This is a genomic window from Phenylobacterium haematophilum, assembly GCF_014196295.1.
GTDB classification, from domain to species: Bacteria; Pseudomonadota; Alphaproteobacteria; order Caulobacterales; family Caulobacteraceae; genus Phenylobacterium; species Phenylobacterium haematophilum.
In genome coordinates, this window is record NZ_JACIDK010000001.1 from 979,429 (window position 1) to 1,005,876 (window position 26,448).

The following is a 26,448-nucleotide window of genomic DNA, read 5'->3' on the forward strand; positions in this document are numbered from 1 at the left end:
GGGCGGTCTCGAATCGTTCCATTTTCAGGTCGCATGTCCCAGGCCTCCACTCCCCAAGCTTCTCTCTTCGACGACGCTCTGAACCCCGCGCCGGCCGCACCGCTGGCGCAAAGCCATGAGCCGCGCCCCGACCCGGCGGTGCTGACGGAGAAGCCCAGCGGCGGCTATTCCGCCAAGGACATCGAGGTTCTCGAGGGCCTGGAGCCGGTCCGCAAACGGCCCGGCATGTACATCGGCGGCACCGACGAACGGGCGCTGCACCACCTGTTCGCCGAGGTGCTCGACAACGCCATGGACGAGGCCGTCGCCGGCCAGGCCAAGGTCATCGAGGTCAAGCTCGACGCCGACGGCGTGCTGAGCGTCAAGGACGACGGCCGCGGGATTCCGGTCGATCCGCACCCGAAGCATCCGGGCAAGTCGGCCCTGGAAGTCATCATGACCGTCCTCCATTCGGGCGGTAAGTTTTCGGGCAAGGCCTACGAGACCTCCGGCGGTCTGCACGGGGTTGGCGTCTCAGTGGTGAACGCGCTGTCCGAGCGTGTCGACGTCACCGCCTGGAAGGACGGCTTCGAGTGGCGCCAGTCCTTCAGCCGCGGCAAGCCGCTGGGCTCGATCGAGAAGCTCGGCGCCACCCGCAAGAAGGGCACCGCCATCGCCTTCCTGCCCGACGAGCAGATCTTCGGCGAAGGCTGCGCCTTCAAGCCGGCGCGCCTCTACCGGATGGCGCGCTCCAAGGCCTATCTGTTCGGCGGCGTCGAGATCCGCTGGAGCTGCGATCCGTCGCGTATTCATGATCAGACCCCGGCCGAGGCGGTGTTCCGCTTCCCCAACGGCCTGGCGGACTTCCTGGCCGAGCGGGTCAAAGACATCGAGACCGTCACCCCCGAGCCCTTCGCCGGCCGCTACGAGCGTCCCGGCGAGACCGGCAAGGTGGAGTGGGCCGTCACCTGGACGCCAGCCGGCTTCGGCGAGGCCGACAGCTTCATGCAGTCCTACTGCAACACCGTGCCGACCCCCGAGGGCGGCACCCACGAGGCCGGCCTGCGCGCCGCCCTGACCCGCGGACTCAAGCAGTATGCCGAACTGACAGGCGAGAAGCGCGGCGGCGTGATCACAGCCGAAGACGTCGTGGCCCAGGCCGGCGCCTTGGTCAGCGTGTTCATCGCCAATCCCGAATTCCAGGGCCAGACCAAGGAGAAGCTCTCCTCCTCGGACGCCCAACGCCTGGTCGAGAACGCCCTGCGCGATCCCTTCGACCACTGGCTGACAGCCCAGCCTAAGTCGGCCAGCCTGCTGCTGCAGTTCGTCATCGACCGCGCCGAGGAGCGGCTGAAGCGCCGCCGCGACCGCGACGTCCAGCGCGCCTCGGCGACCCGTAAGCTGCGCCTGCCGGGCAAGCTGGCCGACTGCTCGGGCCAAGCCACCGACGGCACCGAAATCTTCCTGGTCGAAGGCGACTCCGCCGGCGGCTCGGCCAAGCAGGCCCGCAACCGTCGGACGCAGGCGATACTTCCGCTGCGCGGCAAGATCCTGAACGTGGCCTCGGCTTCGGTCGACAAGCTCGTCGCCAACAAGGAACTGTCCGACCTGCTGCTCGCCCTTGGCGTTCAGCCCGGCAAGAAGTTCAAGGAAGAGGACCTGCGCTACGAGCGTGTGGTGATCATGACGGACGCCGACGTCGACGGCGCCCACATCGCTTCCCTGCTGATCACCTTCTTCTACCGGACCATGCCTGACCTGATCCGCGCCGGCCGGCTCTATCTCGCCCTGCCACCGCTCTACCGGATGAGCCACGGCGGCAAGACCATCTACGCCCGTGACGACGCGCACCGCGAAGAGCTGCTGCGGACAGACTTCAAGGGCAAGAAGCCCGAGATCGGCCGCTTCAAGGGCCTTGGCGAAATGATGCCGAACCAGCTCAAGGAAACCACCATGGATCCGGGCAGCCGGACCCTGGCGCGCGTGACGCTGCCCCGCGCCGAGGAGACCGTCGAAGACCTCGTCGAAGCGCTGATGGGGCGCAAGCCCGAGTTGCGCTTCAGGTTCATCCAGGAAAACGCCGAGTTCGCCGCCGACGACCTCGACGTGTAGCGGTCCGGTCTGGGCGGACCTTACGCGGCAGGCCGCAGGCCGCTATATCGCGGTGCGAAGCTCTCCGCTGAGCCGCGACGCCCAATGCGCAGCATACGATCTTGCGTGAAGCTTACGCCTCCCCTTGAACTGTAAGGGGCAGAACGCGTTTGACTTGACGCTATGTCTCCGTATCTTCCGCGTCGCGCGACGATCGCCGTCCGCGCCGCCGCGGTTCGCTAGCTCGTCTTCGGGCGAGCCCTCCGCCCCCATTGCTGCTGAATGACCGAATTTACCGAACTGGGCCTGTCGCCCGCGACGCTCCAGGCAGTTGCCGACACCGGCTACACGACCGCCACGCCGATCCAGGCCCAGGCCATTCCTGTGGCGCTTCAAGGTCGCGACGTTCTGGGCATCGCCCAGACCGGAACCGGCAAGACCGCCGCCTTCACCCTGCCGATGATCGACCGCCTGGCCGCCGGCCGGTCGAAGGCGCGTATGCCGCGCTCGCTGGTTATCGCCCCGACCCGCGAGCTGGCCGACCAGGTCGCCGCCTCGTTTGAGAAGTACGCGAAGGGCCAGAAGCGCACGCTGTCGTGGGCGCTGCTGATCGGCGGCGTCTCGTTCGGCGACCAGGAACTGAAGCTCGATCGCGGCGTCGACGTGCTGATCGCCACTCCGGGCCGCCTGCTCGACCATTTCGAGCGCGGAAAGCTGCTGCTGACCGGCGTCCAGATCATGGTGGTCGACGAAGCCGACCGCATGCTCGACATGGGCTTCATCCCCGACATCGAACGCATCTTCAAGCTGACCCCGGCCAAGAAGCAGACGCTGTTCTTCTCCGCGACCATGCCGCCGGAAATCACCAGGCTGACCAAGCAGTTCCTGAACGACCCGCAGCGGATCGAGGTGGCGCGCCCGGCGACGACCGCCGAGACGATCAGCCAGTATATGGTGAAGCTTCCAACCTCCGATCCGAAAGCCAAGCGCACCGCCCTGCGCATGCTGATCGAACGGTCTCAAGTCGACACGGGCATCGTGTTCTGCAATCGCAAGTCCGAAGTCGACATCGTCGCCAAGTCGCTGAAGAAGCACGGCTTCGACGCTGGCGCCATTCACGGCGACCTGGACCAGGCGACGCGCATGCGCACCCTGGAAGCCTTCCGCAAGGGCGAGCTTAAGCTGCTCTGCGCCTCGGACGTGGCGGCCCGCGGCCTCGACATCCCGGCCGTCGGCCAGGTCTTCAACTACGATGTTCCGCACCACGCGGACGACTATGTCCACCGTATCGGGCGAACCGGCCGCGCGGGCCGCACCGGCGAGGCGTACATGATCGTCACGCCTGCCGACGCCAAGAACATAGACAAGGTCCTCAAGCTCATCGGCAAGACGCCCGAAGAGGTCGTTTTTGAGGGCGTCGATTTCGCCTCCATCAAGGACGAGCGTCGCGCCAGCAGCAGCGGCCGCGAACGGGGCGGCTCCCGCGAGCGCGGCGGCCGCAGCGAACGCGGCTCGCGTGATCGCTCGCGTCCGATCGCACCGCATGGCGAGGTCGCCTCGATGGAGCCCGTCGTCGCCGCTCCAGCGAGCGAACCGACCGAAACCGAAGCGCCCAAGCGCCGCAGCCGCGCCCGCGCCGAGGCGCCGGCCGAGTCGAAGGCTGCTGCAAAGCCCGCCCCGAAAGCTGCACCGCCCGCTCCGGCCCCCGCCGAGCCGGCGCGTCGCGATCGCTCGCGCCGCGACAACCGAGACGACCGCGACAGCGTCATCGGCTTCGGGTCCGACATCCCGGCGTTTTTGCTGCGCGCGCCCCCGCGCTCAACGACGACGGAATAGTCGACGTTACATTTTTAACGGCTCGTTCGGCTCTCCCCGGTAACCTTCTCCCGAGACATGAATGCTGCTGCGAAAAAATCGCGGCGCCTTCGGGGATTCGGGGAAGACAGTATGTCGGGCGACATCGAAACCAAGCTGCGGGGTCCGGGCGCCTATGCCCTGGCCAGGCAGACCATGGACGCCATGGAGGCGCACAAGGTCTGGCCGACGGCGGTGAATTTCGAGCTCTGGACCCACTTCATCGCCGCTCCCGACAGCGCACTGGGCCGCGAGATCGCCCGGATGCTCTCCACCGGGGAAGCTTTCACCGACACCGTCGCCGACGAGTTGGCCGCCACCTACCTCCCGAAGGCCAAGCTGAACGATCACATCCGCGACGCCGGCGACGCCCTGACGAAGGAGCTCGACGCCGTTAGCCGCGCCATCGACAGCGCTCAGAAGTCCAGCGAGGCCTATGGCGAGACCCTGGCCGGCGCCTCCAAGTCGCTGAGCGCGGTCGGCAACGCCGCCGACCTCAAGGCGACCATCGAAACCCTGGTCAACGCCACCAAGCGCGTTCAGCGCGAGAACAAGTCACTCGAGCGCCGCCTCGGCGAGTCCACAGCGCAGGTCACCAAGCTGCGCGAGCACCTCGAACAGGTCCGCCGCGAAGCCACGACTGACGGCCTGACCAACCTGGCCAACCGCAAGGCCTTCGACGAGGAGCTGGAGCGCGCGTGCGCCGACGCCGTCGACCAGGCCCAGAGCCTTACCTTGGCGGTCATCGACATCGATCACTTCAAGTCTTTCAACGACACCTGGGGCCACCAGACCGGTGACCAAGTCATCCGCTACGTCGCCAGCGTCATCGGCCGCGTCGGGGCCCCGCCACGTTTCGCGGCCCGCTACGGCGGCGAGGAGTTCGCGCTGATCTTCCCGCGCGAGCGGGCCGAACTGGCCGCCGTCGTCCTGGAAGAAATCCGCGAGGAGGTCTCCTCCCGGATGTTGAAGCGTCGCTCGACCAACGACGACCTCGGCGCGATCACCGTCTCGGTCGGCCTGGCCGAACTGCGCGCCGGCGAGAGCGCCCACGGCCTCATGGAGCGGGCAGATAGCGCCCTTTACGTCTCCAAGCGTTCGGGCCGCAACCGGGTCACCAGCGCCGAATCCGTCGCCGCCGCCGCCTGACCATGGTCCGGGCGTTTTTCCCCTAGCCTGACGCGGCGACATCCCTCTTTAAGTTCCGCCAGGACCTTGAGGGAGGACGCCATGACCTATTCGAAGATCAAGACTTCGGTCGCGGACGGGATCGGCGTCATCACGCTGTCGGACCCCAGCACGCTGAACGCCGCCGGCCTCGACCTCATGGACGAGCTGCAGCAGGCGTTTGACGGCATGAAGGCCGACGAGACGGTCCGCTGCGTGGTGCTGACCGGCGAAGGCCGCGGGTTCTGCTCGGGCGCCAACCTCTCTGGTCGCGGCGGCGCGGCGCCCTCCAATCCTGATCCCGAAGGCCCGGACGCCGGCGCGGCGCTGGAAAGTGTCTACAATCCCTTCGTGAAGTCGCTCCGCGACTACCCGCTGCCGATCGTCACCGCGGTGAACGGCGTCGCCGCCGGCGTCGGCTGTTCGCTGGCCCTGATGGGCGACATCATCGTCTGCGCCGAGAGCGCCTACTTCCTCCAGGCGTTCCGCCGCATCGGCCTCGTCCCGGACGGCGGCTCGACCTACCTGCTGCCTCGCCTCATCGGCAAGGCGCGGGCCATGGAGATGGCGCTTATGGGCGAGAAGGTGCCCGCCAAGACCGCCGTGGATTGGGGCCTGGCCAACCGCGTCGTGCCCGACGACCAGCTGATGGCTACCGCCATGGAGTTCGCTCACAACCTCGCCACGGGGCCGAAGGCGCTCGGCGCCATCCGCAAGTTGATGTGGGAGAGCCTGGACGCCGAGTGGGCCGATCAGCTTCACGCGGAGCGCGTGGCTCAAAAGCATGCGGGCCGGACCGAGGACAACCGCGAGGGCATCCTGGCCTTTCTTCAGAAGCGCCCTGCTCTGTTCAAAGGACGCTGAGCGCGCCCCCGCCCTCCCGCCGCCGCGCCAATGGCTAGTCGCCGGGCTTGGCCGGCTCGATGGTGACGCTCTCGCCGCAGCCGCACGCGTCGGTCTCGTTCGGATTGCGGAACTGGAACTTGGCCGAGAGCTTGGTCGTCACGTAGTCGATCTCGGTCCCGATAAGGAACAGCACCGCCTTGGGCTCGACCAGGATGGTGACGCCCTTGTCCTCGACAACCTCGTCCAGCGGACCGGCTTCCTCGGCGTATTCGAGGACATATTCCTGGCCGGCGCAGCCGCCGTTCTTCACGCCGACGCGAAGGCCGGCATAGGGCTTCTCAGCCTTGGCCATGATCTCGCGCACGCGATCAGCCGCGGCGTCGGTCAAGGTGACGACCTTCGGGCGGGGACGGCGCGCACGCGGCGCAGGGGTCACATCGAGATTGCTCATGCCCTATCCATATGGGGTCAGAACATGTTGAGTTGAAGCTTGGCCTCGTCCGACATCCGCGAGGAATCCCACGGCGGGTCGAAAACCAGCTCGACGGTCACGTTGCGGATGCCGGGGATCTCGCGCACAGCGTCTTGCACCCATCCCGGCATGTCGCCCGCCACAGGGCAGCCCGGCGCCGTCAGCGTCATGTCGATCGCCACGTCCTTATCGTCGGACACGTCGACCTTGTAGATCAGGCCCAACTCGTAAATGTCGACCGGGATTTCCGGGTCGAACACCGTCTTCAGCTTCTCGATGAGTTGGTCGGTCAGGGCGTCCAGCTCCGCCTGCGAAAGCGGGGTGGTCGCGGTCGGCTCGATGGAGGCGGCGTCGTCCATGTTCAAACTCAAGCGAAAAAGGCCTGGGTGCGGGTCAGCGCGTCGACGAATGCGTCGGCCTCCCCTTCCGTGTTATATAGGGCGAAGGAAGCTCTGGCGCTCGCGGTCAGGCCGAAACGCCGCATCAACGGCTCGGCGCAGTGAGTGCCGGCGCGCACCGCCACCCCATAGCGATCGAGGATCTGGGCCACGTCGTGAGCGTGCGCGCCATCGACGGTGAAGGCCATGATCGCGCCCTTGCCCGGCGCCTCGCCGATCACACGCAGCCAGTTATAGCCCTTCAGTCCGTCGCGGACGCGAGCATAGAGCCTGGCCTCGTGTTCGGCGGCGGCCTTGCGGTCGATAGTGTTCAGCCACTCGATGGCCGCGCCCAGGCCGATCGCCTCGATGATCGGCGGGGTGCCGGCCTCGAACCGGTGCGGCGGGTCGGCGTAGGTGATCGCTTCCAACCGCACTTCCCCGATCATCTCGCCCCCGCCCTGATATGGCGGCAGGTCGGCCAGCGCCGCTTCCTTGCCGTACAGCACGCCAATCCCGGTCGGACCGTAGAGCTTGTGGCTGGAGAACACGTAGTAATCGACGTCCAGCGCCTTCACGTCGACGTCCAGGTGGACCACGCCCTGGCAGCCGTCGATCAGCACCTTGGCGCCGGCCGCATGGGCGATCCGCGCGATTTCGGCCACCGGATTGATGGTGCCCAGCACGTTGGACATCTGGGTCAGGGCCACGACCTTGGTCCGGTCGGTCAGGAGATCCGGAATCGCCGACAGGTCCAGGCTTCCGTCGTCCAGCACCGGCACGAACTTCAACACCACACCCTTGCGCTCGCGCAGGAAGTGCCAGGGCACGATGTTGGCGTGATGCTCCATCACCGTCAGGAGGACTTCGTCCCCCTCGGCGAGGCTCGCGCCCAGACCGGAAGCGACCAGATTGATCGCCTCGGTGCCGCCCTTGGTGAAGACGATCTCATGCTCGCCAGCATTGATGAACTTGGCCACCGACCTGCGGGCGGCCTCATAGGCGTCGGTCGTCTCGTTGGCGAGCGTGTGCAGCCCACGGTGGACGTTGGAGTACGAGCCCTCCATCACCGCGGTCATGGCCTCGATCACCGCACGCGGCTTTTGGGCCGAGGCCGCGCTGTCCAGATAGATCAAGGGCTTGCCGTTCACCTGGCGCTTCAGGATCGGGAATTGCGCCCGCACCGCCTCGACATCGAAGGCCATGCTTAGACCTCCAGCCGCTGCGCGGCCCAGGCCTGTGCGGCCTCTCGCACGGCGTCATGCTCGATGCGCTCGATGACCTCGCCGACGAAGGCGGCGGTCAGCAGCGCGCGGGCCAGGTCTTCGGGCATGCCCCGCTGCTCGGCATAGAACAGCGCGTCGTCGTCCAGCGCTCCGACCGTGTTGCCGTGCGCGCACTGCACGTCGTCGGCGAAGATCAGCAGCTCTGGCTTGGCGTCGATCTCGGCCTTGTCGGACAGGATCAGCGCGTGGTGGCCCATGCGCGCGTCCGTGCGGTCAGCGCCTTCGGCGACGACGATGCGCCCCTGGAACACCCCGCGCGACTGATCGCGCACCACGCCCTTGGTGAGCTGGCTGGTGACTCCGTCGACGCCCTGGTGCTCGACCACGGTGGTCAGGTCGGCGTTGTGCTGGCCTTCCAGCAGATAGGCGCCGTCCAGGCGGACCTGGGCGTGAGCGCCCGGATGAGCGACCCGCGTCTCGATCCGCTGGCGGCGCGCGCCGGTGGTCAGAACCGTCTGGGCATAGTTGGCCTCGGCCGCCAGTTCGACGGTCGCATCGACCACGCAGACGCCCTCGGCGTGATCGGCTGCGAAGACCACGCGCTCGACGCGGGCTCCCCTGGCCAGGCGGAAGTTGAGATTGGCGTTGGCCAGATAGCCGCCAGCCGCGCCTTCGTAGCTCTCGACCAGGGTCAGCATCGCGCCCTCGCCCACCGACACCCACAGCTCGGCGGTGTGCGAACCGGCCTCAGCGCTCGACAGGAAGCGATAGACGGCCAGTCGCGTCTCGCCTGCCGGCACGTGCAGGTCGCTCGGCCCGCGGCCGTTGACGACGTCCACGGCCTCGATGCTCTGCGCAAGCGGGTGGTCCCAGGCCCACGCCTGGCCCTGCGGCGAGGCGGCGGGCATCTGGCGGATCAGGCCGCGCAGGTCGGTCCAGCGCCAGTCCTCGTCGCGCCGTCCCGGCAGCAGGCCGGCGTCGCCGGAACTGATGGCCTCGGTGACGCTCACGCAGCCCTCGCGTACTTGTCGTAGCCTTCGCGCTCGAGCTCGAGCGCCAGCTCCGGCCCGCCGGATTCGACGATCCGCCCGGCCGACAGCACGTGCACCCGATCGGGTTTGATGTAGTCGAGCAGGCGCTGATAGTGGGTGATCACCAGCATCCCGCGATCGGGCGCGCGCATGGCGTTGACCCCGTCCGACACGATCTTCAGCGCATCGATGTCCAGGCCGGAATCGGTCTCATCCAAGATCAGGAAGCGCGGCGAAAGCATCGCCATTTGAAAGATTTCCATGCGCTTCTTCTCACCACCGGAGAAGCCGACGTTCAGCGCGCGTTTGAGCATGTCGAAGTCGATCTTCAGCGACGCGGCGGTCGCCTTGGCCAGCTTCAGGAATTCGGGCGCGCTCACCTCCGGCTCGCCGCGCGCCTTGCGCTGGGCGTTCATCGCCGTGCGGATGAAGGTCAGGGCCGGCACGCCTGGGATCTCCAGCGGATACTGAAACGACAGGAACATGCCCTTGGCCGCACGTTCGGCGGGGTCGAGGCTCAGCAGGTCCTCGCCGTTTAGGCTCGCGGTTCCGCCGGTGACGTCGTAGCCGTCGCGGCCGGTCAGCACATAGGACAGCGTCGACTTGCCGGCGCCGTTCGGCCCCATGATCGCATGCACCTCGCCGGCGGGCACTTCCAGCGACAGGCCCTTCAGGATCTCGTTGCCGTCGACTTCGGCGCGCAGATTGGAAATCGAAAGCATCAGTCGGTCTCGTCGGCCAGGAACTGGGCCATCACGTCAAGGGCTTCGTCGGGGGTGTTCACGAGCTGCTGTTTGCGCGGCGCTGCGGTGGAGGTCGTCGCCGTGCGCTTGTCGGCCGAGCGAACGTTGATGGTGCCGGACTCGAAATAGGCGTCGATCAGGAAGGCGTCGTGGTTGAGCGTGACCGTGTAGCGACGCAGGCCCAGCGTCAGCCCCTTCTCGCGCAAGAAGCCCTCGTCTTCGGCCAGCGCATCGTACAACTGCTGGGCGCGCGCCAGGTCCTCCTCCTGCTGTTTGCGCTCGGCCTCCTCGCGGGCATGGCGAACCGCGTCGCGGCGGGCGTGCTCGGCTTCGAAGGCGCGGCGAAGGGACATGGAGCGGGTCTCTGAGCTGAGGAGGGTCATCCGACGGAGCCCTCAAGGGAGATGGCGACGAGCTTCTGGGCTTCCACGGCGAATTCCATGGGCAGCTCCTGCAGCACGTCCTTGACGAAACCGTTGACCAGCAGCTGCACGGCCTCTTCCTGCGAGAGCCCGCGCTGCATGGCGTAGAACAGCTGATCTTCGGACAGCTTGGTGGTCGTGGCTTCGTGCTCGAACACGCTGCTGCCGTTGCGCGCCTCGACATAGGGCACAGTGTGGGCGGCGCAGGTCTTGCCGATCAGAAGGCTGTCGCACTGGGTGAAATTGCGCGCGCCCTTGGCCTTGGGGTGAGCCGAGACCAGGCCGCGATAGGTGTTCGAAGACTTCCCGGCGCTGATGCCCTTCGAGATGATCCGCGAACGCGTGTTGGCCCCCAGATGGATCATTTTGGTCCCGGTGTCGGCCTGCTGGCGACCGTTGGTGATCGCGATCGAGTAGAATTCGCCGACGCTGCCCTCGCCGCGCAGCACGCAAGAAGGATACTTCCAGGTGATCGCCGAACCGGTCTCGACCTGGGTCCACGACACCTTCGAGCGGTCGCCGCGGCAGTCCGCGCGCTTGGTGACGAAGTTGTAGATGCCGCCCTTGCCGGTCTCGGGATCGCCGGGATACCAGTTCTGAACGGTTGAGTACTTGATCTCGGCGTCGTCCAGCACGACCAGTTCCACCACCGCGGCGTGCAGCTGGTTCTCGTCCCGCATCGGCGCGGTGCAGCCTTCGAGATAGGAGACGTAAGCGCCCTTGTCCGCGATGATCAGGGTGCGCTCGAACTGCCCGCTGTTCTCGGCGTTGATGCGGAAATAGGTGGACAGCTCCATCGGGCAGCGCACGCCCGGGGGCACGTAGACGAAGCTGCCGTCCGAAAACACCGCCGCGTTCAGGCAGGCGTAGTAGTTGTCCGAGACCGGAACCACCGAGCCCAGGTACTTCTGGACCAGTTCCGGGTGCTCGCGGATCGCCTCGCTCATCGAGCAGAAGATCACCCCCGCCTCGGCCAGCTCCTTCTTGAAGGTGGTCACCACCGAGACGCTGTCGAACACGGCGTCGACGGCGTAGCGCGGCGCGCCCTGCACGCCGGCCAGCACTTCCTGCTCGCGCAGCGGGATGCCCAGCTTCTCGTAGGTCGCCAGGATGTCGGGATCGACTTCGTCCAGGCTCATGGGCCCGTCCTTGCCCTTGGGCGCGGCGTAGTAATAGGCGTCCTGGTAGTCGATCGGCGGAAAGTCGACCTTGGCCCAGGTCGGCTCGTCCATGGCCAGCCAGCGCTCGAACGCGTCCAGCCGCCATTGCAGCATCCACTCCGGCTCGTCCTTCTTGGCCGAGATGAAGCGCACGATGTCGGCCGACAGCCCTTTGGGCGCGAACTCCTGGTCGATGTCCGTGACGAAGCCGTGCTTGTACTTTTCCAGGCTTTCGACGTGTTCGACGGTCTGCTTGACGGCGGCCATACTCTTACCTCCTCACGCCGCCGGCGCGCGGCGACGCGCGGCGTGACGGGACTGAACTTGCTCCCAGGCGGTCGCGAACGCCGCCCAGTCTTCTTCCGTGGTGGCCCAGCCGCCCGACACGCGGATCGCGCACCCAGCCAGGTCGGTCAGGCCCATGGCGGTCAGTACGTGGCTGGCCTTCACCTTGCCAGACGAGCAGGCCGAACCGGCGCTGACCATGACTCCGGCCAGGTCCAGGGCCATCACCTGCAGCTCCGCGCCCCAGTCGGGACTGGCCACGCAAAGCGTGTTGGCCAGCCGCGGCGCGGCCTCGCCGATCACCACCGCGCCGGCGGCTTTCAGGCGCTCGGCCGCGGCGTCACGCCAGCCGGCCTCGATCTCGCGGTCGCGCACGGCGGCCAGCGCCGCAGCGCCGAAGCCGGCGACGCCCGCAACGTTCTCGGTCCCGGCCCGGCGGCCGCGCTCCTGCCCGCCGCCGTGCTGGCGGCGCACCAGGGTCGCGCGCGGCCCGAAGGTCAGCGCGCCGACGCCCTGCGGCCCCCCCAGCTTGTGGGCCGAGACGACGAGGGTGTCCGCGCCGAGGGCGCGGCTGTCGGTCGGAATCTTGCCGGCGGTCTGGATCGCATCGACATGCAGCCAGCCTTCGGCGCTGCGCACGATCTCGGAGGCCTCGCGCACAGGCTGGATGACGCCGGTCTCGTTGTTGGCGTGCATCAGCGCGACGAACGGCCGCCCGTCGGCGACGTCCCAGCGCGCCAGACGCTCGGCCAGCCAGGCGAGGTCGGCGACGCCGTCGGACGTCACCGGCAGATATTCCAGCGCCGCGCCGCTGGCCTTGGCGCTCTCCAGCACGCTGTCATGCTCGATCGCGCTGACGATCAGGCGCTTGGATCCGGTCGCCACGGCGCTCTCGATGGCGAGCGCGTTGGCCTCGGTCCCGCCGGAGGTGAACACCACGGTCGAGGCCGGACCGCCGATCAGGGCGGCGACCGCGTTGCGGGCGTCCTCGACGATGGCGCGCGCCGCGCGACCGCTGGCGTGCACCGACGACGGATTGCCGCCGACCGCAAAGGCGCGCGCGACTGCGTCGGCGGCCTGCGGGCGCACCGGCGCAGTGGCGTTGTAATCGAGGTAGACGCCACTCATGCAGCGGCCTCGTGCGGCGCAAAGCGGCCGTTCACCAGGTCGTCCAGGCTGACCGAGGCCAGGTAGCTGTGCAGGTGCCGGCCCATGTCCTCCCAGAGGTCATGGGTGATGCAGCGCTCGCCCTTCAGCATGCAGCCCTTGCCCTGCACGCCGCAGCGGGTGGCGCGCAGCGGCTCGTCGACGGCCAAGACGATGTCGGCGATGTTGGTCTCTTCGGCGCTCTTGGCCAGGCGATAGCCGCCGCCCGGACCGCGCAGGCTCTTGACCAAGCCGCGGCGACGCAGACGTGCGAAAAGCTGTTCCAGGTACGAGAGCGAAATCTGTTGCCGGGCGGCGATTTCGGCCAGGGTGACGGCGCGATCGCCTTCCGCCAACGCGGCCTGACGGCGCGCGAGGTCGGCCATGGCCATCACCGCATAACGTCCCTTGGTCGAAAGGCGCATACCGCTCCTTGAAGCTCTCAGCAGCCCGATTGCTTTTTTTCGAGCATTTGTGGGGTCCCATATGTTACAGGCCCCCGCTTGCACGGGGCTTGTCGCCGGAACCGGCCGACGGTCGCGACTTAGGAAGACCGAGCGCGTTAGTCAAGTATTCGGACGCCGCGCCTGACGAGAGGAATGGCATGCCAGAAGTGGTTCTGACCGGCGCGGCCGGGCGGATCGAGGGTCGATACACCCAGGGCAAAAGCCCGACGGCGCCGATCGCGCTGATCCTGCACCCGCACCCCAAGGCCGGCGGGCAGATGAACCACCCCGTGGCGGTGCAACTCTTCCACCTGTTCATGAAGCGCGGCTTCTCGACACTGCGGTTCAATTTCCGCGGCGTCGGCCGCAGCCAGGGCGAGTTCGATTCGGGCATCGGCGAGTTGGCGGACGCGGCCACCGCGCTCGACTGGCTGCAGTCGACCAACCCCGCCGCCTCGCAGTGCTGGGTCGCTGGCTACTCGTTCGGCGCCTGGATCGGCATGCAACTGCTGATGCGCCGGCCGGAGACCGATGGCTTCATCAGCGTCTCGCCGCCGACCAACATGTACGACTTCAGCTTCCTGGCGCCCTGCCCGGCCTCGGGCCTGATCCTGCATGGCGGCGCCGACACCGTCGTCCCGCCGGTGGAGGTCGAGCGCGTGGTCTCCAAGCTGCGCACCCAGAAGGGCATCGTCATCGACCACGAGGTCGTCGAAGGGGCTTCGCACTTCTGGGCCGAGCACCTGCCGGAAGTCGAAAAGCGCGTCGGCGCCTATCTCGACAAGCGCATCGAGGCCGACCCGATCTGATCGGGCCGCCCAGCGCAAAAAGTTCAAAGGCCGGAGCTCCAGCCCCGGCCTTTTTCTTTGGCTACTTCGCCGCGAGGTAATCCAGCGCAAGCAGCGCCTGGGCGCGCACGCCCGTCTCCATCGCCTTTTCGTCGACATCGAAGAACGGCGAGTGGTTGCCGCCCTTCGGGGCGCCGACGCCCAGGTGATAGAAGAAACCCGGGATCTCCTTCTGGAAGTACGAGAAGTCCTCGGCGCCCATGATGTAGTCGATGTCGTCGGCGACCTTGCCCTGGGCCGCACGCGTCAGGGTCGGCTTCATCTGCGCCGAGAGCGCGCGGTTGTTGTCGGTCACCGGATTGGGCTGGCCCCAGTCGATCTTGCCGGTGGCGCCGTAGCGCTCGGTGATCGAGGCCACAGCCTTGTCGGCGCGGGCCATCACGTCGGTGCGCATGCCCGGATCGAAGGTCCGCAGCGTCCCGGTCATGGTCATGTCTTCGGGGATGATGTTGTAGCGCATGCCGCCCTGCAGAGTGGCGATGGTCAACACCGTCGGGGTCTTGGAGACGTTGATCTGGCGCGAGGTGATCTGGTTGAAGGCGGTGACGATGTCGGCGGTCAGCGACGACATGTCGATGCCTTGCCACGGCATCGAACCGTGCGCCTGCTTGCCCTTCAGATGGATCTCGAAGCGGTCGGAGGCGGCCATCATCGGACCTGGACGCCAGACCAGCATGCCGACCGGGCCGGGGAACGCGTGCAGGCCGAAGATCGCGTCGACCTTCGGGCTGGTCAGCACGCCTTCCTTGACCATCAGCGGCGCGCCGCCCTCCTCGCCCGGAGGCGGGCCTTCCTCGGCCGGTTGGAAGATGAAGACCACCGTGCCTTCGATCTGGTCCTTCATGCCGGCCAGGACCTCGGCCGTGCCCATCAGGATCGCGACGTGGCTGTCGTGGCCGCAGGCATGCATCACCGGCACCGTCTGGCCGAGATACTTGCCCGTCGCCTTCGAGGCGAACGGCAGGCCGGTCTGTTCGGCCACCGGCAAGGCGTCCATGTCGGCGCGCAGGGCGACGACCTTGCCGGGCTTGCCGCCCTTCAAGATACCGACCACGCCGGTCTTGCCGACGCCAGTGCGCACTTCCAGGCCCAGCTTGCGCAGATGGTCGGCGACGATTTTGGCGGTGCGAACCTCGCTGTTCGACAGCTCCGGATGCTCATGGAAGTCCCGCCGCCAGGCGATCACCTTCGGCTGCAGCGCCGCGGCCCGGGCGAACACCGCCGCGTCATAAGGTTTGGCCGCCGGCGCGTCCTGCGCCGACGCGCTCCCCGTCATCGCCACAACCGCGGCGACGCCCGCCAGCCAAACCCGTTTCGACATGTAAGCTCCTAAACTCTAGCGGTTCGGGCGGACGATGCGCCCGCCAGTCATCGGCGCAGCGACGCCGGTGGTCTTGGGAAACGAGATCGGCAGCCCCCGCGCGGTGCGCGCCGCCAGATAGGCGAAGGCCTCGGCCTCGATCGAGTCGCCGCGCCAGCCGTGATCCTCGGCCGTGGTCACCGGCACGTCCAGCCGCTCGGCGAAGGCCGCCATCAGGGTCGGATTGCGCCGTCCGCCGCCGCAGACGATCAGCTCGGTGGGCGATCCGCCCATGACGCCGAAGCCGAGCTTCAGCGCCTCGGCCGTGAACGCCACCAGGGTCGCGGCGGCGTCCTCCAGCCGCAGCGGCTCCAGCGGCTCCAGCGAGAAGTCGTAGCGGTCCAGCGACTTGGGCGGCGGCGCCTGGAAATACGGATGCGCCAGCAGGCCGCTCAGCACCACTTCGTCGGCCTGGCCGACGCTGGCGTACTTGCCGCCTTCGTCGAAACGGCCGGCGCCGCGCGACTGCATCAAGAGGTCGATCATGCCGTTGCCGGGGCCGGTGTCGAAGGCCGCGATGTCCTCGCCGCCCGACCAGAAGGTGACATTGGCGACGCCGCCGACGTTAAGCACCGCCAGCGGCGCGGACATGCCAGCGCTCTTGGCCCGGGCGAGGTGGTAGATCGGCGCCAGCGGCGCGCCCTCCCCGCCTGCGGCCACGTCGGCGGTGCGGAAATCGAAAGCCACCGGCACGCCGCACGCGTCGGCCAGCCATTGACCGTCGCCCAGTTGCACCGTGCGCCCGACCACGCCGTCCTGCGGCCGCTCGTGCAGCACCGTCTGGCCGTGCATGCCGATCAGGTCGATGTCGGACCAGCCCAGTCCGTTCTGGGCCAGGAATTCCTCAGCCGCGGCGAAGTGCTCGCGGGCCACCGCCTCGGCCGCCGGCGCGAACGAGTCCGGCTCCGGTTCGCCCCGCTCCCAGGCCATCGCCGCATGCGTCGCCTCCAGCACCGCCGCGCGAGTTTCCTCGCTCAGCTTGCGCTCGCCGGCCGGCCCGAAGGCGAAGATCGTCTCGCCGTCGGTCTCCAGGATCGCCATGTCGCAGGCGTCGAGGGACGTGCCGGTCATGAAGCCCAGAACTCGCATGCCAGCTTGACTGCCACGGCGTGCGGGCCGTAGCTAGAGCCCATGATCATCCGCGCTGTCATCGCCGGCCGCTATTACCGCCTGCCCTAGAGCAGGCGCGGATCGATCTCTTGCGCCACCTGTAATGGTCGGCGCCCGCATCCCAGAAAAAGACGGTCTCCGGCTAGCAGCCGCCTAGGAGCCTGTCAGATGTCCCTCGAAATCACAGACAATCGCGTGTTAGAGCGCGCCTCTGAATCCCCGACGCCAGAAGAACGCCCCATGTCCGAACAGCCGTTCAAGTCCGAGTTCCTGCGCACCATGCAGGAACGCGGCTACATTCATCAGATCACCCATCCGGTCGAGCTCGACGAAGCCGCCGCCAAGGGGGCGATCACGGCCTATATCGGCTTCGACGCCACCGCCGCATCTCTGCACGTCGGCCACATGATTCAGATCATGATGCTGCGCCGACTGCAGCAGGCCGGCCACAAGCCGATCGTGCTCATGGGCGGGGGCACCACCAAGGTCGGCGACCCGACCGACAAGGACGGCCAGCGCCCGCTGCTCACCCACGAGCAGATCCAGGACAACATCGCCACCATCAAGGGCACCTTCCAGCGGTTCCTGACCTTCGGCGACGGCCCGACGGACGCGATCATGGTCGACAACGACGAGTGGCTGTCCAAGTTCGGCTACGTCGAGTTCCTGCGGAACTACGGGGTCCACTTCACGGTCAACCGCATGCTGGCTTTCGACAGCGTCAAGGCGCGGCTCGAGCGGGAGCAGCCGATGACCTTCCTCGAATTCAACTACATGCTGATGCAGTCGGTCGACTTCCTGGAGCTCGAGCGCAGCCACGGCTGCCTGCTGCAGATGGGCGGCTCGGACCAGTGGGGAAACATCGTCAACGGGGTGGAGCTGATCCGCCGCGTCGATCAGAAGCCGGCCTTCGGCCTGACCACCCCCCTGCTCTCCACCGCTTCGGGCCAGAAGATGGGCAAGACGGTCGGCGGCGCGGTCTGGCTCAACGCCGACATGCGGAGCCCCTACGACTACTGGCAGTTCTGGCGCAACACCGAGGACGCCGACGTCGGCCGATTCATGCGCCTGTTCACCGACCTGCCGCTGGACGAGATCGCCCGCTACGAAGCGATGCAGGGCGCCGATATCAACGAGGCCAAAAAGGCGCTCGCCAACGAGACCACCCGCATGCTGCACGGGGAGGAAGCCGCCGCTGCGGCCGCCGAGGCCGCGCGGGTGGCCTTCGAGGTCGGTTCGGTGTCCGGCGACATGCCGACCCACGAGGTGCCGTCGGCCGAGCTCGAAGCCGGGATCATGCTGGCTGCGCTGGCCGCCGACGCCGGCTTGGCCGGCTCGCGCGGCGAGGCCCGCCGCCTGGCCCAGGGCGGCGGCCTGCGGGTCAACGACAAGGCCGAGGCGGATGCGGGCCGCATGATCACCAAGGCGGACCTCGTTGACGGCGTGGTCAAGCTGGCCGCAGGCAAGAAGAAGATCATCCTGGTGAAACCGGTCTAGGAGCACGACATGTCCGCACTGACCGAGGGCTCCGCCGCCCCCGACTTCGAACTGCAGGGTGCGCAAGGCCCGGTGAAGCTCGCCGACTTCGCCGGCAAGCCGCTGGTCGTCTATTTCTATCCGAAGGACGACACCTCCGGCTGCACCAAGGAGGCGCAGGAGTTCACCGCCCTGGCCGCAGAATTCGCCCAGGCCGGCGTTGCACTGCTGGGGGTCTCCAAGGACAGCGTCGCCAGTCACGCGAAGTTTACAGCCAAATACGACCTTGCCGTGCCGCTGGCCTCGGACCCGGAAGGGACGATGATCGAGGCCTACGGAGCCTGGGTCGAAAAGAACATGTACGGTCGCAAGTACATGGGCATCGATCGCTCGACCTTCCTGATCGGCGCAGACGGTAAATTGGCGCGAATTTGGCGCAAGGTCCGCGTTCCCGGCCACGCGGCCGAAGTACTGAGAGCTGCGCAATCCCTTTGATTGTTAAGCTTGACGCGCTGCGGCCGCTCGCCGCAGCGCGTCGCCTTGACACGGCCGTCCCGCGGAACCCGCCGCCCTCGCCGCTGTTGTAGATTTGTCGCGCCGAGCCTTTATCAGCCAAGGTTAGGGGCTGCATACTGCGATGGTCTAGCGTGGCTATTCAGGCCTTGTTAACCACGATCAGCGAAACTGGTTCACCGCTCGGCTAGCCTACGTTGCAGCGTGAAGACGCTTGCACGCGCGCCAATTCTCATTGCATATCGCGCCGTTTCCCCGAGTTCGTAACCGATACGGTGAGAATGACACGCTTCGCGCGCCTTCGCCGATCGCTTGTAGAGCTGTTCCCAGAGCGGCACCTCTACATCCGCTCCGGCGGTGAAATGCGTTCCTTCGTCCTGACCACCGGCCGCCAGATGGCGATCGCCGGAGGGGTCGCCGCCGGCGCGCTGTGGATGGGCGTCAGCACTGCGGCGATGATGGTCAATGCGATGGCCGTCTCCAGCCATGACCAGCAGCTGGCTCGCATGCAGGCCAAGTCCGAGCGCCTCGTCGCCGACCGAGAAGCCCGCCTGAACAGCGCCATGGTCCAGCTCAACCAGGCCGAGGGCGGCATCGGCGCACTGGCCGCGAGCGTCGAGAACCGCCACGCCGCGCTCGCCATGCTGCTGACCGAGTTCAAAGGCCAGCCGGGAGCCCAGGCTGCGCTGGCGCCCGCGATCGCGAAGGCCACCAGCGCCTCGGACGAGGTCGGCCCGCTCCGCCGCATAGAACTCGTCCGCGCCGGTCAGGAACGCCTGATCGACGCCGCCGACGACTTCGCCAAGACCCGCGCAGACCGTCTGCGGCTGGCTTTCCGCCTCGCCGGCCTGACCCCTTCCTCCTACGTGCCAAAGGGCGGCTCGCTCGGCGGCCCGCTGATCGAGGCCAAGGATCCCCGCGCCCTGGCCGCCGTGCTCGACGTCGACGAGGAGTTCGCCGAACGGATCCAGCACGCCGCGACCAATCTCTCGGAAGCCGGGGCTCTGGTCGACGCCGCCGCCAAGTTGCCTTTTGCTCGACCGACCACGGCGACGCCGCAGACCAGCAGCTACGGCGTCCGCTTCGACCCCTTCACTCGCCGGCCTGCTTTCCATTCGGGCCTCGACTTCGCCGGTCCGACCAACACGCCGATCTATTCGACCGCGCCCGGTGTGGTGTCGTTCACCGGCGTACGCTCCGGCTATGGCAACACCATCGAGATCGACCACGGCCGAGGCTTCAAAACCCGTTACGCCCACCTGCAGGCCATCGGCGTGCGCCCGGGCGATCGCGTGGCGGTCGGGACCCGCATCGGCGGCATGGGCTCCACGGGCCGGTCCACGGGGCCGCACCTGCACTACGAGGTCTGGGTCAATGGCAGGGCCCAGAACCCGTCGCGTTTCGTAAAGGCTGGCGATTATGTTCTCCAAGGCGGTTAAGCCGCAGAAGGCTCCCGACGCCCCTCTGTCGGCGACCAGCGAACGCAAGGCACCCAAGCCGGCCTCCCTCATCAGCCAGGACCTCACCCTCGAAGGCGGCATCGTCGGCGAGGGCGAACTGCACGTGGACGGCGTGATCCGCGGCGACGTCCGCGTCGGCCGCCTGACCCTCGGTGACACCGGCCATATCGAAGGCTCGGTCCAGGCCGAGAGCATCGACGTTCGCGGCCGCATCATCGGCACGGTGACCGCCAAGCAGGTGCGCCTGTTCGGCACCGCCTATGTCGACGGCGACATCACCCACGAGCAGCTGTCGGTCGAGACCGGCGCCTTCTTCCAGGGCCGCAGCCTGAAGTTCCAGCGCCCGGCCCCGGTAGCCCTCGCTGCGCCCGAACCCGAAGTCCAGAGCGCCTGAGGCCTAGGCTACGTTCTCATAGGCGCCGTTCTTCAGCATCGGCGTGCAATGGCTGACGTTCAGCTCGGCGGCGATGTCGACGTCGAGAGCGTGTTCCTTCTCGATCAACTCCACGCCCGACCGGCAGGTCCGCAAGGTCGCCTCCAGGTGCGGCCGGGCGCTCAGGAACGCGTGGCGGGCGACGACCGCCTCCGGCTCGCCGTCGAATCCGATCGCCTCGATCACCGCCCCGGCCCCCAGCAGGTCTTCGATCGCCGGCCGCAGCGAACCGTCAGGCCAGAGCTCTCCGGCCGGTACGACCGCAATGTCCCGCCCTTCGGCCAGCATCACCGCCTTGGCGGCCACCGCCGCGGCGTTGCGCAGGCAGCCGGCCAGCACCTTTGCCCGCCCGCAGGCCAGCGACAGTCGCGAACCGTTCGGCGACGGCAGCAACAGCCGCTCGCCCGGATTGAGCTTCATCAGGCTGGCCGGCGAAAGGCTCAGTTGCCCCCCGGCCTTGCGGCTGGCCGCCAGCCGCGCGCCAACCCGCTCGGCCTCGGCCCGGGCGGCGTCCTCGTCGCCATACGGGAAGGGATGGATTCGCGCCTGCCGATGCACCGCCACGTCGACCGCCGTCGAGAACGACAGCACGTCGACGACAACCACGACCGCAACGCGGTCCCGCAGCAGTTCGACGCCCTTCAGCCCCCACTCGCAATGAACCTTCTGCATCACGCGGCCTCCGGCCGTGATCGAACGCCGATCCGGGCGCGAATGCAAACGTCGCCATGGCCGCGCGCAGGCAGCGGGCCCGGGGGCGACGCTGCGTGGCGGATCGCGGAGGCTAGGCCTCCGCCCCCTCGCGGGTGTTGCCGACGCGCTGGGCGAGCGAGGCGCCCATGAACTCGTCGAGGTCGCCGTCCAGCACCCCTTGGGTGTCGGAGGTTTCGACGTTGGTCCGCAGGTCCTTCACCATCTGATACGGCTGCAGAACGTAGCTGCGGATCTGATGACCCCAACCGATATCGGTCTTCTGCTCGTTCAGGGCGGCGGCCTCGGCCTCGCGCTTCTGCAGCTCCAGTTCATAGAGCCTCGCGCGCAGCATCTTCCAGGCTTCCTCGCGGTTCTGATGCTGCGAGCGGCCGCTCTGACAGGCCACCACCACGCCGGTCGGGGCGTGGGTCAGGCGGACGGCGGAGTCGGTCTTGTTGATGTGCTGACCGCCGGCGCCAGAAGCGCGGTAGGTGTCGGTGCGCACGTCGGCCGGGTTGATGTCGATCTCGATGGTGTCGTCGACCACCGGATAGACCCAGACCGAGGCGAAGCTCGTGTGGCGCTTGGCGGCGGCGTCGTAGGGCGAGATCCGCACCAGGCGGTGGACGCCCGCCTCGGTCTTCAGCCAGCCATAGGCGTTCGGTCCCTTGATCTGCAGGGTGACCGACTTGATGCCCGCCTGTTCGCCCGCGGTTTCTTCGAGGAAGTCGACGCTCATCCCGTGGGCGTTGGCCCAGCGGGTGTACATCCGCATCAGCATTCCGGCCCAGTCGTTGGACTCGGTGCCGCCCGCGCCGGAGTTGATTTCCATGAAGGCGTCGTTGCCGTCGGCCTCGCCGGACAGCAGCGCTTCCAGCTCGGCGCGGGCCGCGCGTTCCTTGATCGCCTTCAGCTGCTCGCGGGCCTCGTTGAGGGTGGCTTCATCGCCCTCCTCGTCAGCCATCTCGGCATAGCCGACCGCATCGGCCAGATCGCGCTCAAGCGACTGCACCGCCTCCACGGAGGCGGCCAGCTTGGACCGTTCGCGGGTGATCGCCTGAGCGGCGGCCGCATCGTCCCACAGGGTGGGGTCTTCGACGCGGGCGTTCAGCTCATCGAGCTTTCTTAGGGCCGGTTCCCAGTCAAAGTCGCCTCCTGAGCAGTTCGATCGACTGCTCGATGTCGGCCTTCGAGGCCTCGACATCCGCTCTCATGGGAATCTCCGAAACCAGAAAAACTCTGGAAGTCGGGGCAGATAGCGCGCGCGGCGGCGCATGACAATGGCGGGCGCTAGTAGAGCCCGCTCATGTCGTCCTGCTTCTTCGGCGGAGGCGCAGCCGCCGGGGCCGGGCTGGTCAGCTGTCCGTCCGGCCAGACTTGGTTGTACGGCTGGGGCCCGCCTACCGGCATGCCGCCGGCCGGGGCCACGACCACCTTCGGCTCGGTGCCGGGCCGGAACGCCTCGCGGATGCCGCGCACGGTCGCGAACTTGGCGTTTTTCGGCGCCTTGAACTCGTCCTTCGGCAGGTCCTTGGTTGCGGCCTGCATGAACTCGATGAAGATCGGCACTGCGGCCTGGGTGCCGGTCTCGCCCTCGCCCAGGCTGCGGTTGTCGTCGAAGCCGACGAACACCCCAGCCACGATCTGCGGCGTGAAGCCGACGAACCAGGCGCTGCGGTACTCGTTGGTGGTCCCGGTCTTTCCGCCCACCGGACGGTTTAGCACCAGCGCCGAAGTCGCCGTGCCGCGCTGGACCACGCCCTGCAGCATCGAGGTCACCTGATAGGCCGTGATCGGGTCCATGACCTGCTCGCCGCCCGGTGCGATCCGCGGGCTCTCGTCGCCATTGAAGCCGGCCAGGCAGCGCGGGCAATCGCGCTTGTCGGCGCGGAAGATCGTCTCGCCGTTGCGGTCCTGGACCAGCTCGATCAGATGCGGCTCGACCCGCCGCCCGCCATTGACGAACGACGCATAGGCCGCCGTGAGCTTGAACGGCGTGGTCTCGCCGGCGCCGAGCGCCATGGCCAGGACGTTGTCCATGCGCTTGGCGACGCCCATCTTGACGGCCAAGTCGCTGATCTTGCGCATGCCCACGCCCTGGGCCAGACGCACGGTCATCGCGTTGCGCGACAGCTCCAGGCCTCGCCGCAGGGTGAGCGCGCCATAGTAGCGGCGGTTGTAGTTCTCAGGCGTCCAGTCTTGGCCGCCGGCGCCGCGCAGGGTGATCGCCGAGTCCATCACCACGCTGGACGGCGTGTAGCCGTTCTCCAGCGCCGCGGCGTAGACGATCGGCTTGAACGCCGAGCCGGGCTGACGCATCGCCTGGGTCGCGCGGTTGAAGTTCGACAGCGAGAGCGAGTAGCCGCCCACCATCGCCAGCACCCGGCCGGAATAGGGCTCCATCGCCACCAGCGCGCCGTTGACCGCCGGGATCTGACGCAGCCGGAAGCCGCCGCCGCCCTCGACCGGCTCGACGAACACCAGGTCGCCGGACCGCAAGCCCTTGCCGGCCCGCGCCCACGCCACGTCCTGACCGACGATCGAGCCCGTGGTCCCCTCGCCCGCCACGCGCACCCGGACATTGCCGCCCGAGACGTCGGTGACCAGCGCCGCGCGCCAGGCGCGTCGTTCCGAGGGCGGGCTCTTCTGCTTGGCGACCGCTTCCCAGCCCTCGGCGGTGTCGACGTGGCCCCAGGCGCCGCGCCAGCCGTGGCGGCGGTCGTACTGTTCCAGGCCGTTCATCAGCGCCACCCGAGCCGCCGTCTGCAGCTCCGGGTCGAGGGTGGTGCGCATGTAGTAGCCGCCCTCGTTCAGACGCTGGCCCATGGTCGCCAGGCCCCGCCGACGCACTTCCTCGACGAAGAAGTCGGCGTCGCGGTACTTGGCGCGGGTCGGCGCCTTCTGGACCTTCAGGTCCTCGCGCTTGGCGGCTTCGGCCTCGGCGCGGCTCACCCAGCCGAGCTCGGCCATCTGGTCCAGCACCCAGTTGCGGCGGGCCATCGCCTGCGCCTTGCGGCGGATCGGGTGGTAGTTGTCCGGCCCCTTGGGCAGCGAGGCGAGATAGGCGCTCTCGGCCAGGGTCAGGTCGCTGATCGACTTGCCGAAATAGTTGTAGGCGGCCGCGCCGACGCCATAGGAGCGATAGCCCAGCCAGATCTCGTTCAGATAGAGTTCGAGGATCTGCTCCTTGTTCAGCGTCTTCTCCAGCCGCCCCGCCAGGATGGCTTCCTTGAGCTTGCGCCCGACCGTCGCCTCGCTGGTGAGCAGGACGTTCTTGGCGACCTGTTGCGTGATGGTCGAGCCGCCCTCGAGGCGGCGGCCGTTCACCGCGTTCATAACGTTCTTCATCATGGCCCGGGTCAGGCCCATGGCGTCGACGCCGCCGTGGCTGAAGAAGTTACGGTCCTCAGCGGCCAGAAACGCCTGGGCCAACTGCGGGGGCATGTTGTCGTACGGCACGTAGATGCGGCGTTCGCGCGAAAACTCGCCGATAAGCACCCCGTCCCAGGCGTACGCACGCGTCGCGGTGGGCGGACGATAGTCGGCCAGGTCGGCGGCGTCGGGCATGTCGTGGAACAGCCAGGCGGCATAGATGGCGATGGCGAATCCCGCCAGCGCGACTGCGCTCAGCACGGTCACGCCGGCGATCGCGATCCATCTCTCGGGGGGCTTCAAACTGACCGACCTCCGCGGGGCGCGCCCCGTCCGCTAAAGGCTGGTCTAGCGTGCATCGCGCCGGGCGCCAACGGCCCTGCGTCGGCGTGGCGCGGCGGCGTCAGTTCGAGGCGAGCTTGGTCGGCTGGCCGAAGTAGTCGTCGATGGCCTCGGCGACCGAACCCATCAGCCGGGTGCGCTTGCCCGGATCGCGCAGCACGGCCTCGTCGGCGGCGTTGGTCAGGAAGCCCATTTCCAGCAGAACAGCCGGCACGTCTGGAGCCAGCAGCACCGCCAGGCCCGCCTCGCGGTGGCTGCGGCGCAGCAGCGGCTGATGGTCGCTGACCCGTTCCAGCAGCACCTCGGCGAAGGTCGCCGATCGATTGCGGGTCATGCGTTGGGTCAGGTCCAGCAGGATGGTCGAAACCCCATGATCACCATGGCTGCCGGCTTGCATGAACCAGTCGTCCTTGCTGACGAACTTGGCCGAGCGAGCCGTAGCGCGGTCGGCCAGCGTATAGACGCTGGCGCCGCGAAGCGACGGGTCGGTGCCGGAATCGGCGTGCAGCGAGATGAACAGGTCGGCGTCGGCCCGGCGGGCGATCTGCACGCGCACGGCGTGGTCGACATAGACGTCGGCGTCGCGGGTCATCACGACCTTGTAGCGGCCGCTCTTTTCCAGCTGGCTCTTCAGCGCCCGGGCTGCGGCCAGGGTGACGTCCTTTTCGTTGCCCTCAGCGCCCTTGGTGCCGGGATCCTTGCCGCCGTGGCCGGCGTCGATGACGATGACCTTCTTGAGGGGCAGCGCGACCTTGGTCGACTTGACCGGCGCTGAGATGAAGCGCGGACCGGCCGACGCCTGTGCGACCTTCACGCCCGACGGCGCCTTGGACGACAGGTCGATCACATAGCGATAGTTGGCGACGCCGTCGGCCGGCGGAAGCAGGAAGCGGCGCTTGATCACCGCGTCGTCGGCCAGGTCGATGCGCAGGCGCGCGCCGCCGGCGGCGTCGTCCACGACCCAGGCCTTCACCAAACCGAGCCCGCCGCCCTGCAGCTGGCTGTCGACCGACACGCCCGGCAGGTTAACGACGACTCGCCGGTCGCCCTGCCCGTCGGAGGCCACCTTGCCGGTCGCCGACTTGTCGAGATCGATGACGATGCGGGTTTCGGCGCGGTCGCCGCCCAGGCGCACCTTAAGAATGTCGGCCTTGGCCCCTGCGGCCTGCGCTCCGGCGACGATCGCCAGGCAGCAGACCACTGCGCCGACAGCCGCCAGCACGCTTCGTCCGCCGATCCTGAACCTGCCGCCCATACGCGCAGCCCCGTTACACATTCTATACCGTCACACCCATATAGACCGCAGTGGCGTGGACAAACGGTTAACCGTCTACTTACGCCACCGCATTGCGGCGCGGCGGCTTTCCTTTTCGCCTCCAGTGTTGCAATGTCCGCCCCGCGCTGGACCGTGCGCGCCTTGCGTCGCAAGGTTGCGGCCCGCGTGACACAACCCCGCGTCGGCTTCGCCTCATTCGGCGACCACGCGCCATCCGATCCGCGCTTAACGTTAGGCGCGCCTGGGAACACACCAATGGGCAGCGCCGCTCGAGCCCAATTTCGGCCTACCGCCCGCCTTGCCGCTTTCGGCATTGCGAT

At 67.8% G+C, this 26,448-nt stretch carries 24 protein-coding genes; 9 read left to right on the forward strand and 15 right to left on the reverse strand.

From position 1 onward, the window contains the following. The first annotated feature begins 33 nt into the window (after positions 1-33). The 4 genes from parE (at position 34) to GGQ61_RS04930 (ending at position 5,955) form a co-directional block, all read left to right on the forward strand. Positions 34-2,091, forward strand: coding sequence for a DNA topoisomerase IV subunit B (parE, locus tag GGQ61_RS04915; RefSeq protein ID WP_183770197.1), 2,058 nt, complete (start codon positions 34-36; stop codon positions 2,089-2,091). Positions 2,092-2,352: 261 nt separating this feature from the next. Next, positions 2,353-3,906 carry a DEAD/DEAH box helicase gene (locus GGQ61_RS04920; RefSeq protein ID WP_183770198.1) on the forward strand — a complete coding sequence of 518 codons (1,554 nt, stop codon included), beginning with the start codon at positions 2,353-2,355 and terminating at the stop codon, positions 3,904-3,906. Between the two features lie 111 nt (positions 3,907-4,017). Further along, positions 4,018-5,073, forward strand: a complete 1,056-nt coding sequence (locus tag GGQ61_RS04925; protein WP_183770199.1) for a GGDEF domain-containing protein — start codon at positions 4,018-4,020, stop codon at positions 5,071-5,073. 81 nt (positions 5,074-5,154) lie between these two features. Continuing rightward, positions 5,155-5,955, forward strand: a complete 801-nt coding sequence (locus tag GGQ61_RS04930) for an enoyl-CoA hydratase/isomerase (RefSeq protein WP_183770200.1) — start codon at positions 5,155-5,157, stop codon at positions 5,953-5,955. A gap of 34 nt (positions 5,956-5,989) precedes the next feature. On the opposite strand, the gene GGQ61_RS04935 is transcribed toward GGQ61_RS04930, so the two are convergent. From GGQ61_RS04935 to GGQ61_RS04975, 9 genes are read right to left on the reverse strand one after another with little or no spacing between them, the layout of a single operon-like run. Further along, positions 5,990-6,388, reverse strand: a complete 399-nt coding sequence (locus GGQ61_RS04935; protein ID WP_183770201.1) for a HesB/IscA family protein — start codon at positions 6,386-6,388, stop codon at positions 5,990-5,992. Positions 6,389-6,405: 17 nt separating this feature from the next. Beyond that, the gene (locus GGQ61_RS04940; RefSeq protein ID WP_183770203.1) at positions 6,406-6,768 is read right to left on the reverse strand and encodes an SUF system Fe-S cluster assembly protein; all 363 of its coding nucleotides are present in this window, start codon (positions 6,766-6,768) and stop codon (positions 6,406-6,408) included. A gap of 8 nt (positions 6,769-6,776) precedes the next feature. Continuing rightward, a complete protein-coding gene (locus GGQ61_RS04945; protein ID WP_183770205.1) occupies positions 6,777-7,991 on the reverse strand; it encodes an aminotransferase class V-fold PLP-dependent enzyme in 1,215 nt (404 codons plus the stop codon). 2 nt (positions 7,992-7,993) lie between these two features. After that, positions 7,994-9,022 carry a Fe-S cluster assembly protein SufD gene (gene sufD / locus GGQ61_RS04950; RefSeq protein WP_183770207.1) on the reverse strand — a complete coding sequence of 343 codons (1,029 nt, stop codon included), beginning with the start codon at positions 9,020-9,022 and terminating at the stop codon, positions 7,994-7,996. Beyond that, positions 9,019-9,765, reverse strand: a complete 747-nt coding sequence (sufC, locus tag GGQ61_RS04955; RefSeq protein WP_183770209.1) for a Fe-S cluster assembly ATPase SufC — start codon at positions 9,763-9,765, stop codon at positions 9,019-9,021. The genes sufD and sufC overlap by 4 nt, the downstream gene beginning before the upstream one ends. Then, a complete protein-coding gene (locus tag GGQ61_RS04960) occupies positions 9,765-10,139 on the reverse strand; it encodes a hypothetical protein (protein WP_183770211.1) in 375 nt (124 codons plus the stop codon). The genes sufC and GGQ61_RS04960 overlap by 1 nt, the downstream gene beginning before the upstream one ends. A 26-nt stretch (positions 10,140-10,165) precedes the next feature. Further along, positions 10,166-11,635 (reverse strand): Fe-S cluster assembly protein SufB, encoded by a 1,470-nt coding sequence (gene sufB / locus GGQ61_RS04965; RefSeq protein WP_183770213.1) that lies wholly within the window; start codon positions 11,633-11,635, stop codon positions 10,166-10,168. A 12-nt stretch (positions 11,636-11,647) separates the two neighbouring features. Then, positions 11,648-12,781 (reverse strand): cysteine desulfurase family protein, encoded by a 1,134-nt coding sequence (locus GGQ61_RS04970; protein WP_183770215.1) that lies wholly within the window; start codon positions 12,779-12,781, stop codon positions 11,648-11,650. Next, a complete protein-coding gene (locus tag GGQ61_RS04975; RefSeq protein WP_183770217.1) occupies positions 12,778-13,224 on the reverse strand; it encodes an Rrf2 family transcriptional regulator in 447 nt (148 codons plus the stop codon). Before GGQ61_RS04975 ends, GGQ61_RS04970 begins: the two co-directional genes overlap by 4 nt. A 179-nt stretch (positions 13,225-13,403) precedes the next feature. Between GGQ61_RS04975 and GGQ61_RS04980 the strand changes: the two genes are divergently transcribed. After that, positions 13,404-14,054, forward strand: a complete 651-nt coding sequence (locus GGQ61_RS04980) for an alpha/beta hydrolase (protein WP_183770219.1) — start codon at positions 13,404-13,406, stop codon at positions 14,052-14,054. Positions 14,055-14,115: 61 nt separating this feature from the next. Here GGQ61_RS04980 and GGQ61_RS04985 read toward each other — a convergent pair whose 3' ends face one another. After that, a complete protein-coding gene (locus GGQ61_RS04985; protein ID WP_183770221.1) occupies positions 14,116-15,414 on the reverse strand; it encodes an amidohydrolase in 1,299 nt (432 codons plus the stop codon). Positions 15,415-15,429: 15 nt separating this feature from the next. Continuing rightward, the gene (locus tag GGQ61_RS04990; protein WP_183770223.1) at positions 15,430-16,542 is read right to left on the reverse strand and encodes an anhydro-N-acetylmuramic acid kinase; all 1,113 of its coding nucleotides are present in this window, start codon (positions 16,540-16,542) and stop codon (positions 15,430-15,432) included. A 189-nt stretch (positions 16,543-16,731) separates the two neighbouring features. On the opposite strand from GGQ61_RS04990, the gene tyrS reads away from it, so the two are divergent. From tyrS to GGQ61_RS05010, 4 genes are all read left to right on the forward strand, one after another. After that, positions 16,732-18,060 carry a tyrosine--tRNA ligase gene (tyrS, locus tag GGQ61_RS04995; protein WP_183770225.1) on the forward strand — a complete coding sequence of 443 codons (1,329 nt, stop codon included), beginning with the start codon at positions 16,732-16,734 and terminating at the stop codon, positions 18,058-18,060. A 9-nt stretch (positions 18,061-18,069) separates the two neighbouring features. After that, positions 18,070-18,534 carry a peroxiredoxin gene (locus tag GGQ61_RS05000; RefSeq protein WP_183770227.1) on the forward strand — a complete coding sequence of 155 codons (465 nt, stop codon included), beginning with the start codon at positions 18,070-18,072 and terminating at the stop codon, positions 18,532-18,534. A gap of 293 nt (positions 18,535-18,827) precedes the next feature. After that, positions 18,828-19,991, forward strand: a complete 1,164-nt coding sequence (locus GGQ61_RS05005; protein ID WP_183770230.1) for a peptidoglycan DD-metalloendopeptidase family protein — start codon at positions 18,828-18,830, stop codon at positions 19,989-19,991. After that, entirely contained in the window at positions 19,972-20,406 is a 435-nt protein-coding gene (locus GGQ61_RS05010; protein ID WP_183770232.1) for a bactofilin family protein, read from the forward strand. The genes GGQ61_RS05005 and GGQ61_RS05010 overlap by 20 nt, the downstream gene beginning before the upstream one ends. Before the next feature lie 3 nt (positions 20,407-20,409). Here the strand turns inward: GGQ61_RS05010 and GGQ61_RS05015 are convergent, their stop codons facing one another. From GGQ61_RS05015 to GGQ61_RS05030, 4 genes are all read right to left on the reverse strand, one after another. Further along, positions 20,410-21,117 (reverse strand): 2-phosphosulfolactate phosphatase, encoded by a 708-nt coding sequence (locus GGQ61_RS05015; RefSeq protein ID WP_183770235.1) that lies wholly within the window; start codon positions 21,115-21,117, stop codon positions 20,410-20,412. Positions 21,118-21,229: 112 nt separating this feature from the next. After that, a protein-coding gene (gene prfB, locus GGQ61_RS05020) for a peptide chain release factor 2 (RefSeq protein WP_183770236.1) occupies positions 21,230-22,352 on the reverse strand; the annotation gives its coding sequence in 2 pieces (ribosomal slippage) (positions 21,230-22,282 and positions 22,284-22,352; 1,122 coding nt in all). A 76-nt stretch (positions 22,353-22,428) separates the two neighbouring features. Beyond that, positions 22,429-24,813 (reverse strand): penicillin-binding protein 1A, encoded by a 2,385-nt coding sequence (locus GGQ61_RS05025; RefSeq protein WP_221220828.1) that lies wholly within the window; start codon positions 24,811-24,813, stop codon positions 22,429-22,431. Between the two features lie 100 nt (positions 24,814-24,913). Beyond that, a complete protein-coding gene (locus GGQ61_RS05030; RefSeq protein ID WP_343056032.1) occupies positions 24,914-26,074 on the reverse strand; it encodes an N-acetylmuramoyl-L-alanine amidase family protein in 1,161 nt (386 codons plus the stop codon). Between the last annotated feature and the right edge of the window lie 374 nt (positions 26,075-26,448).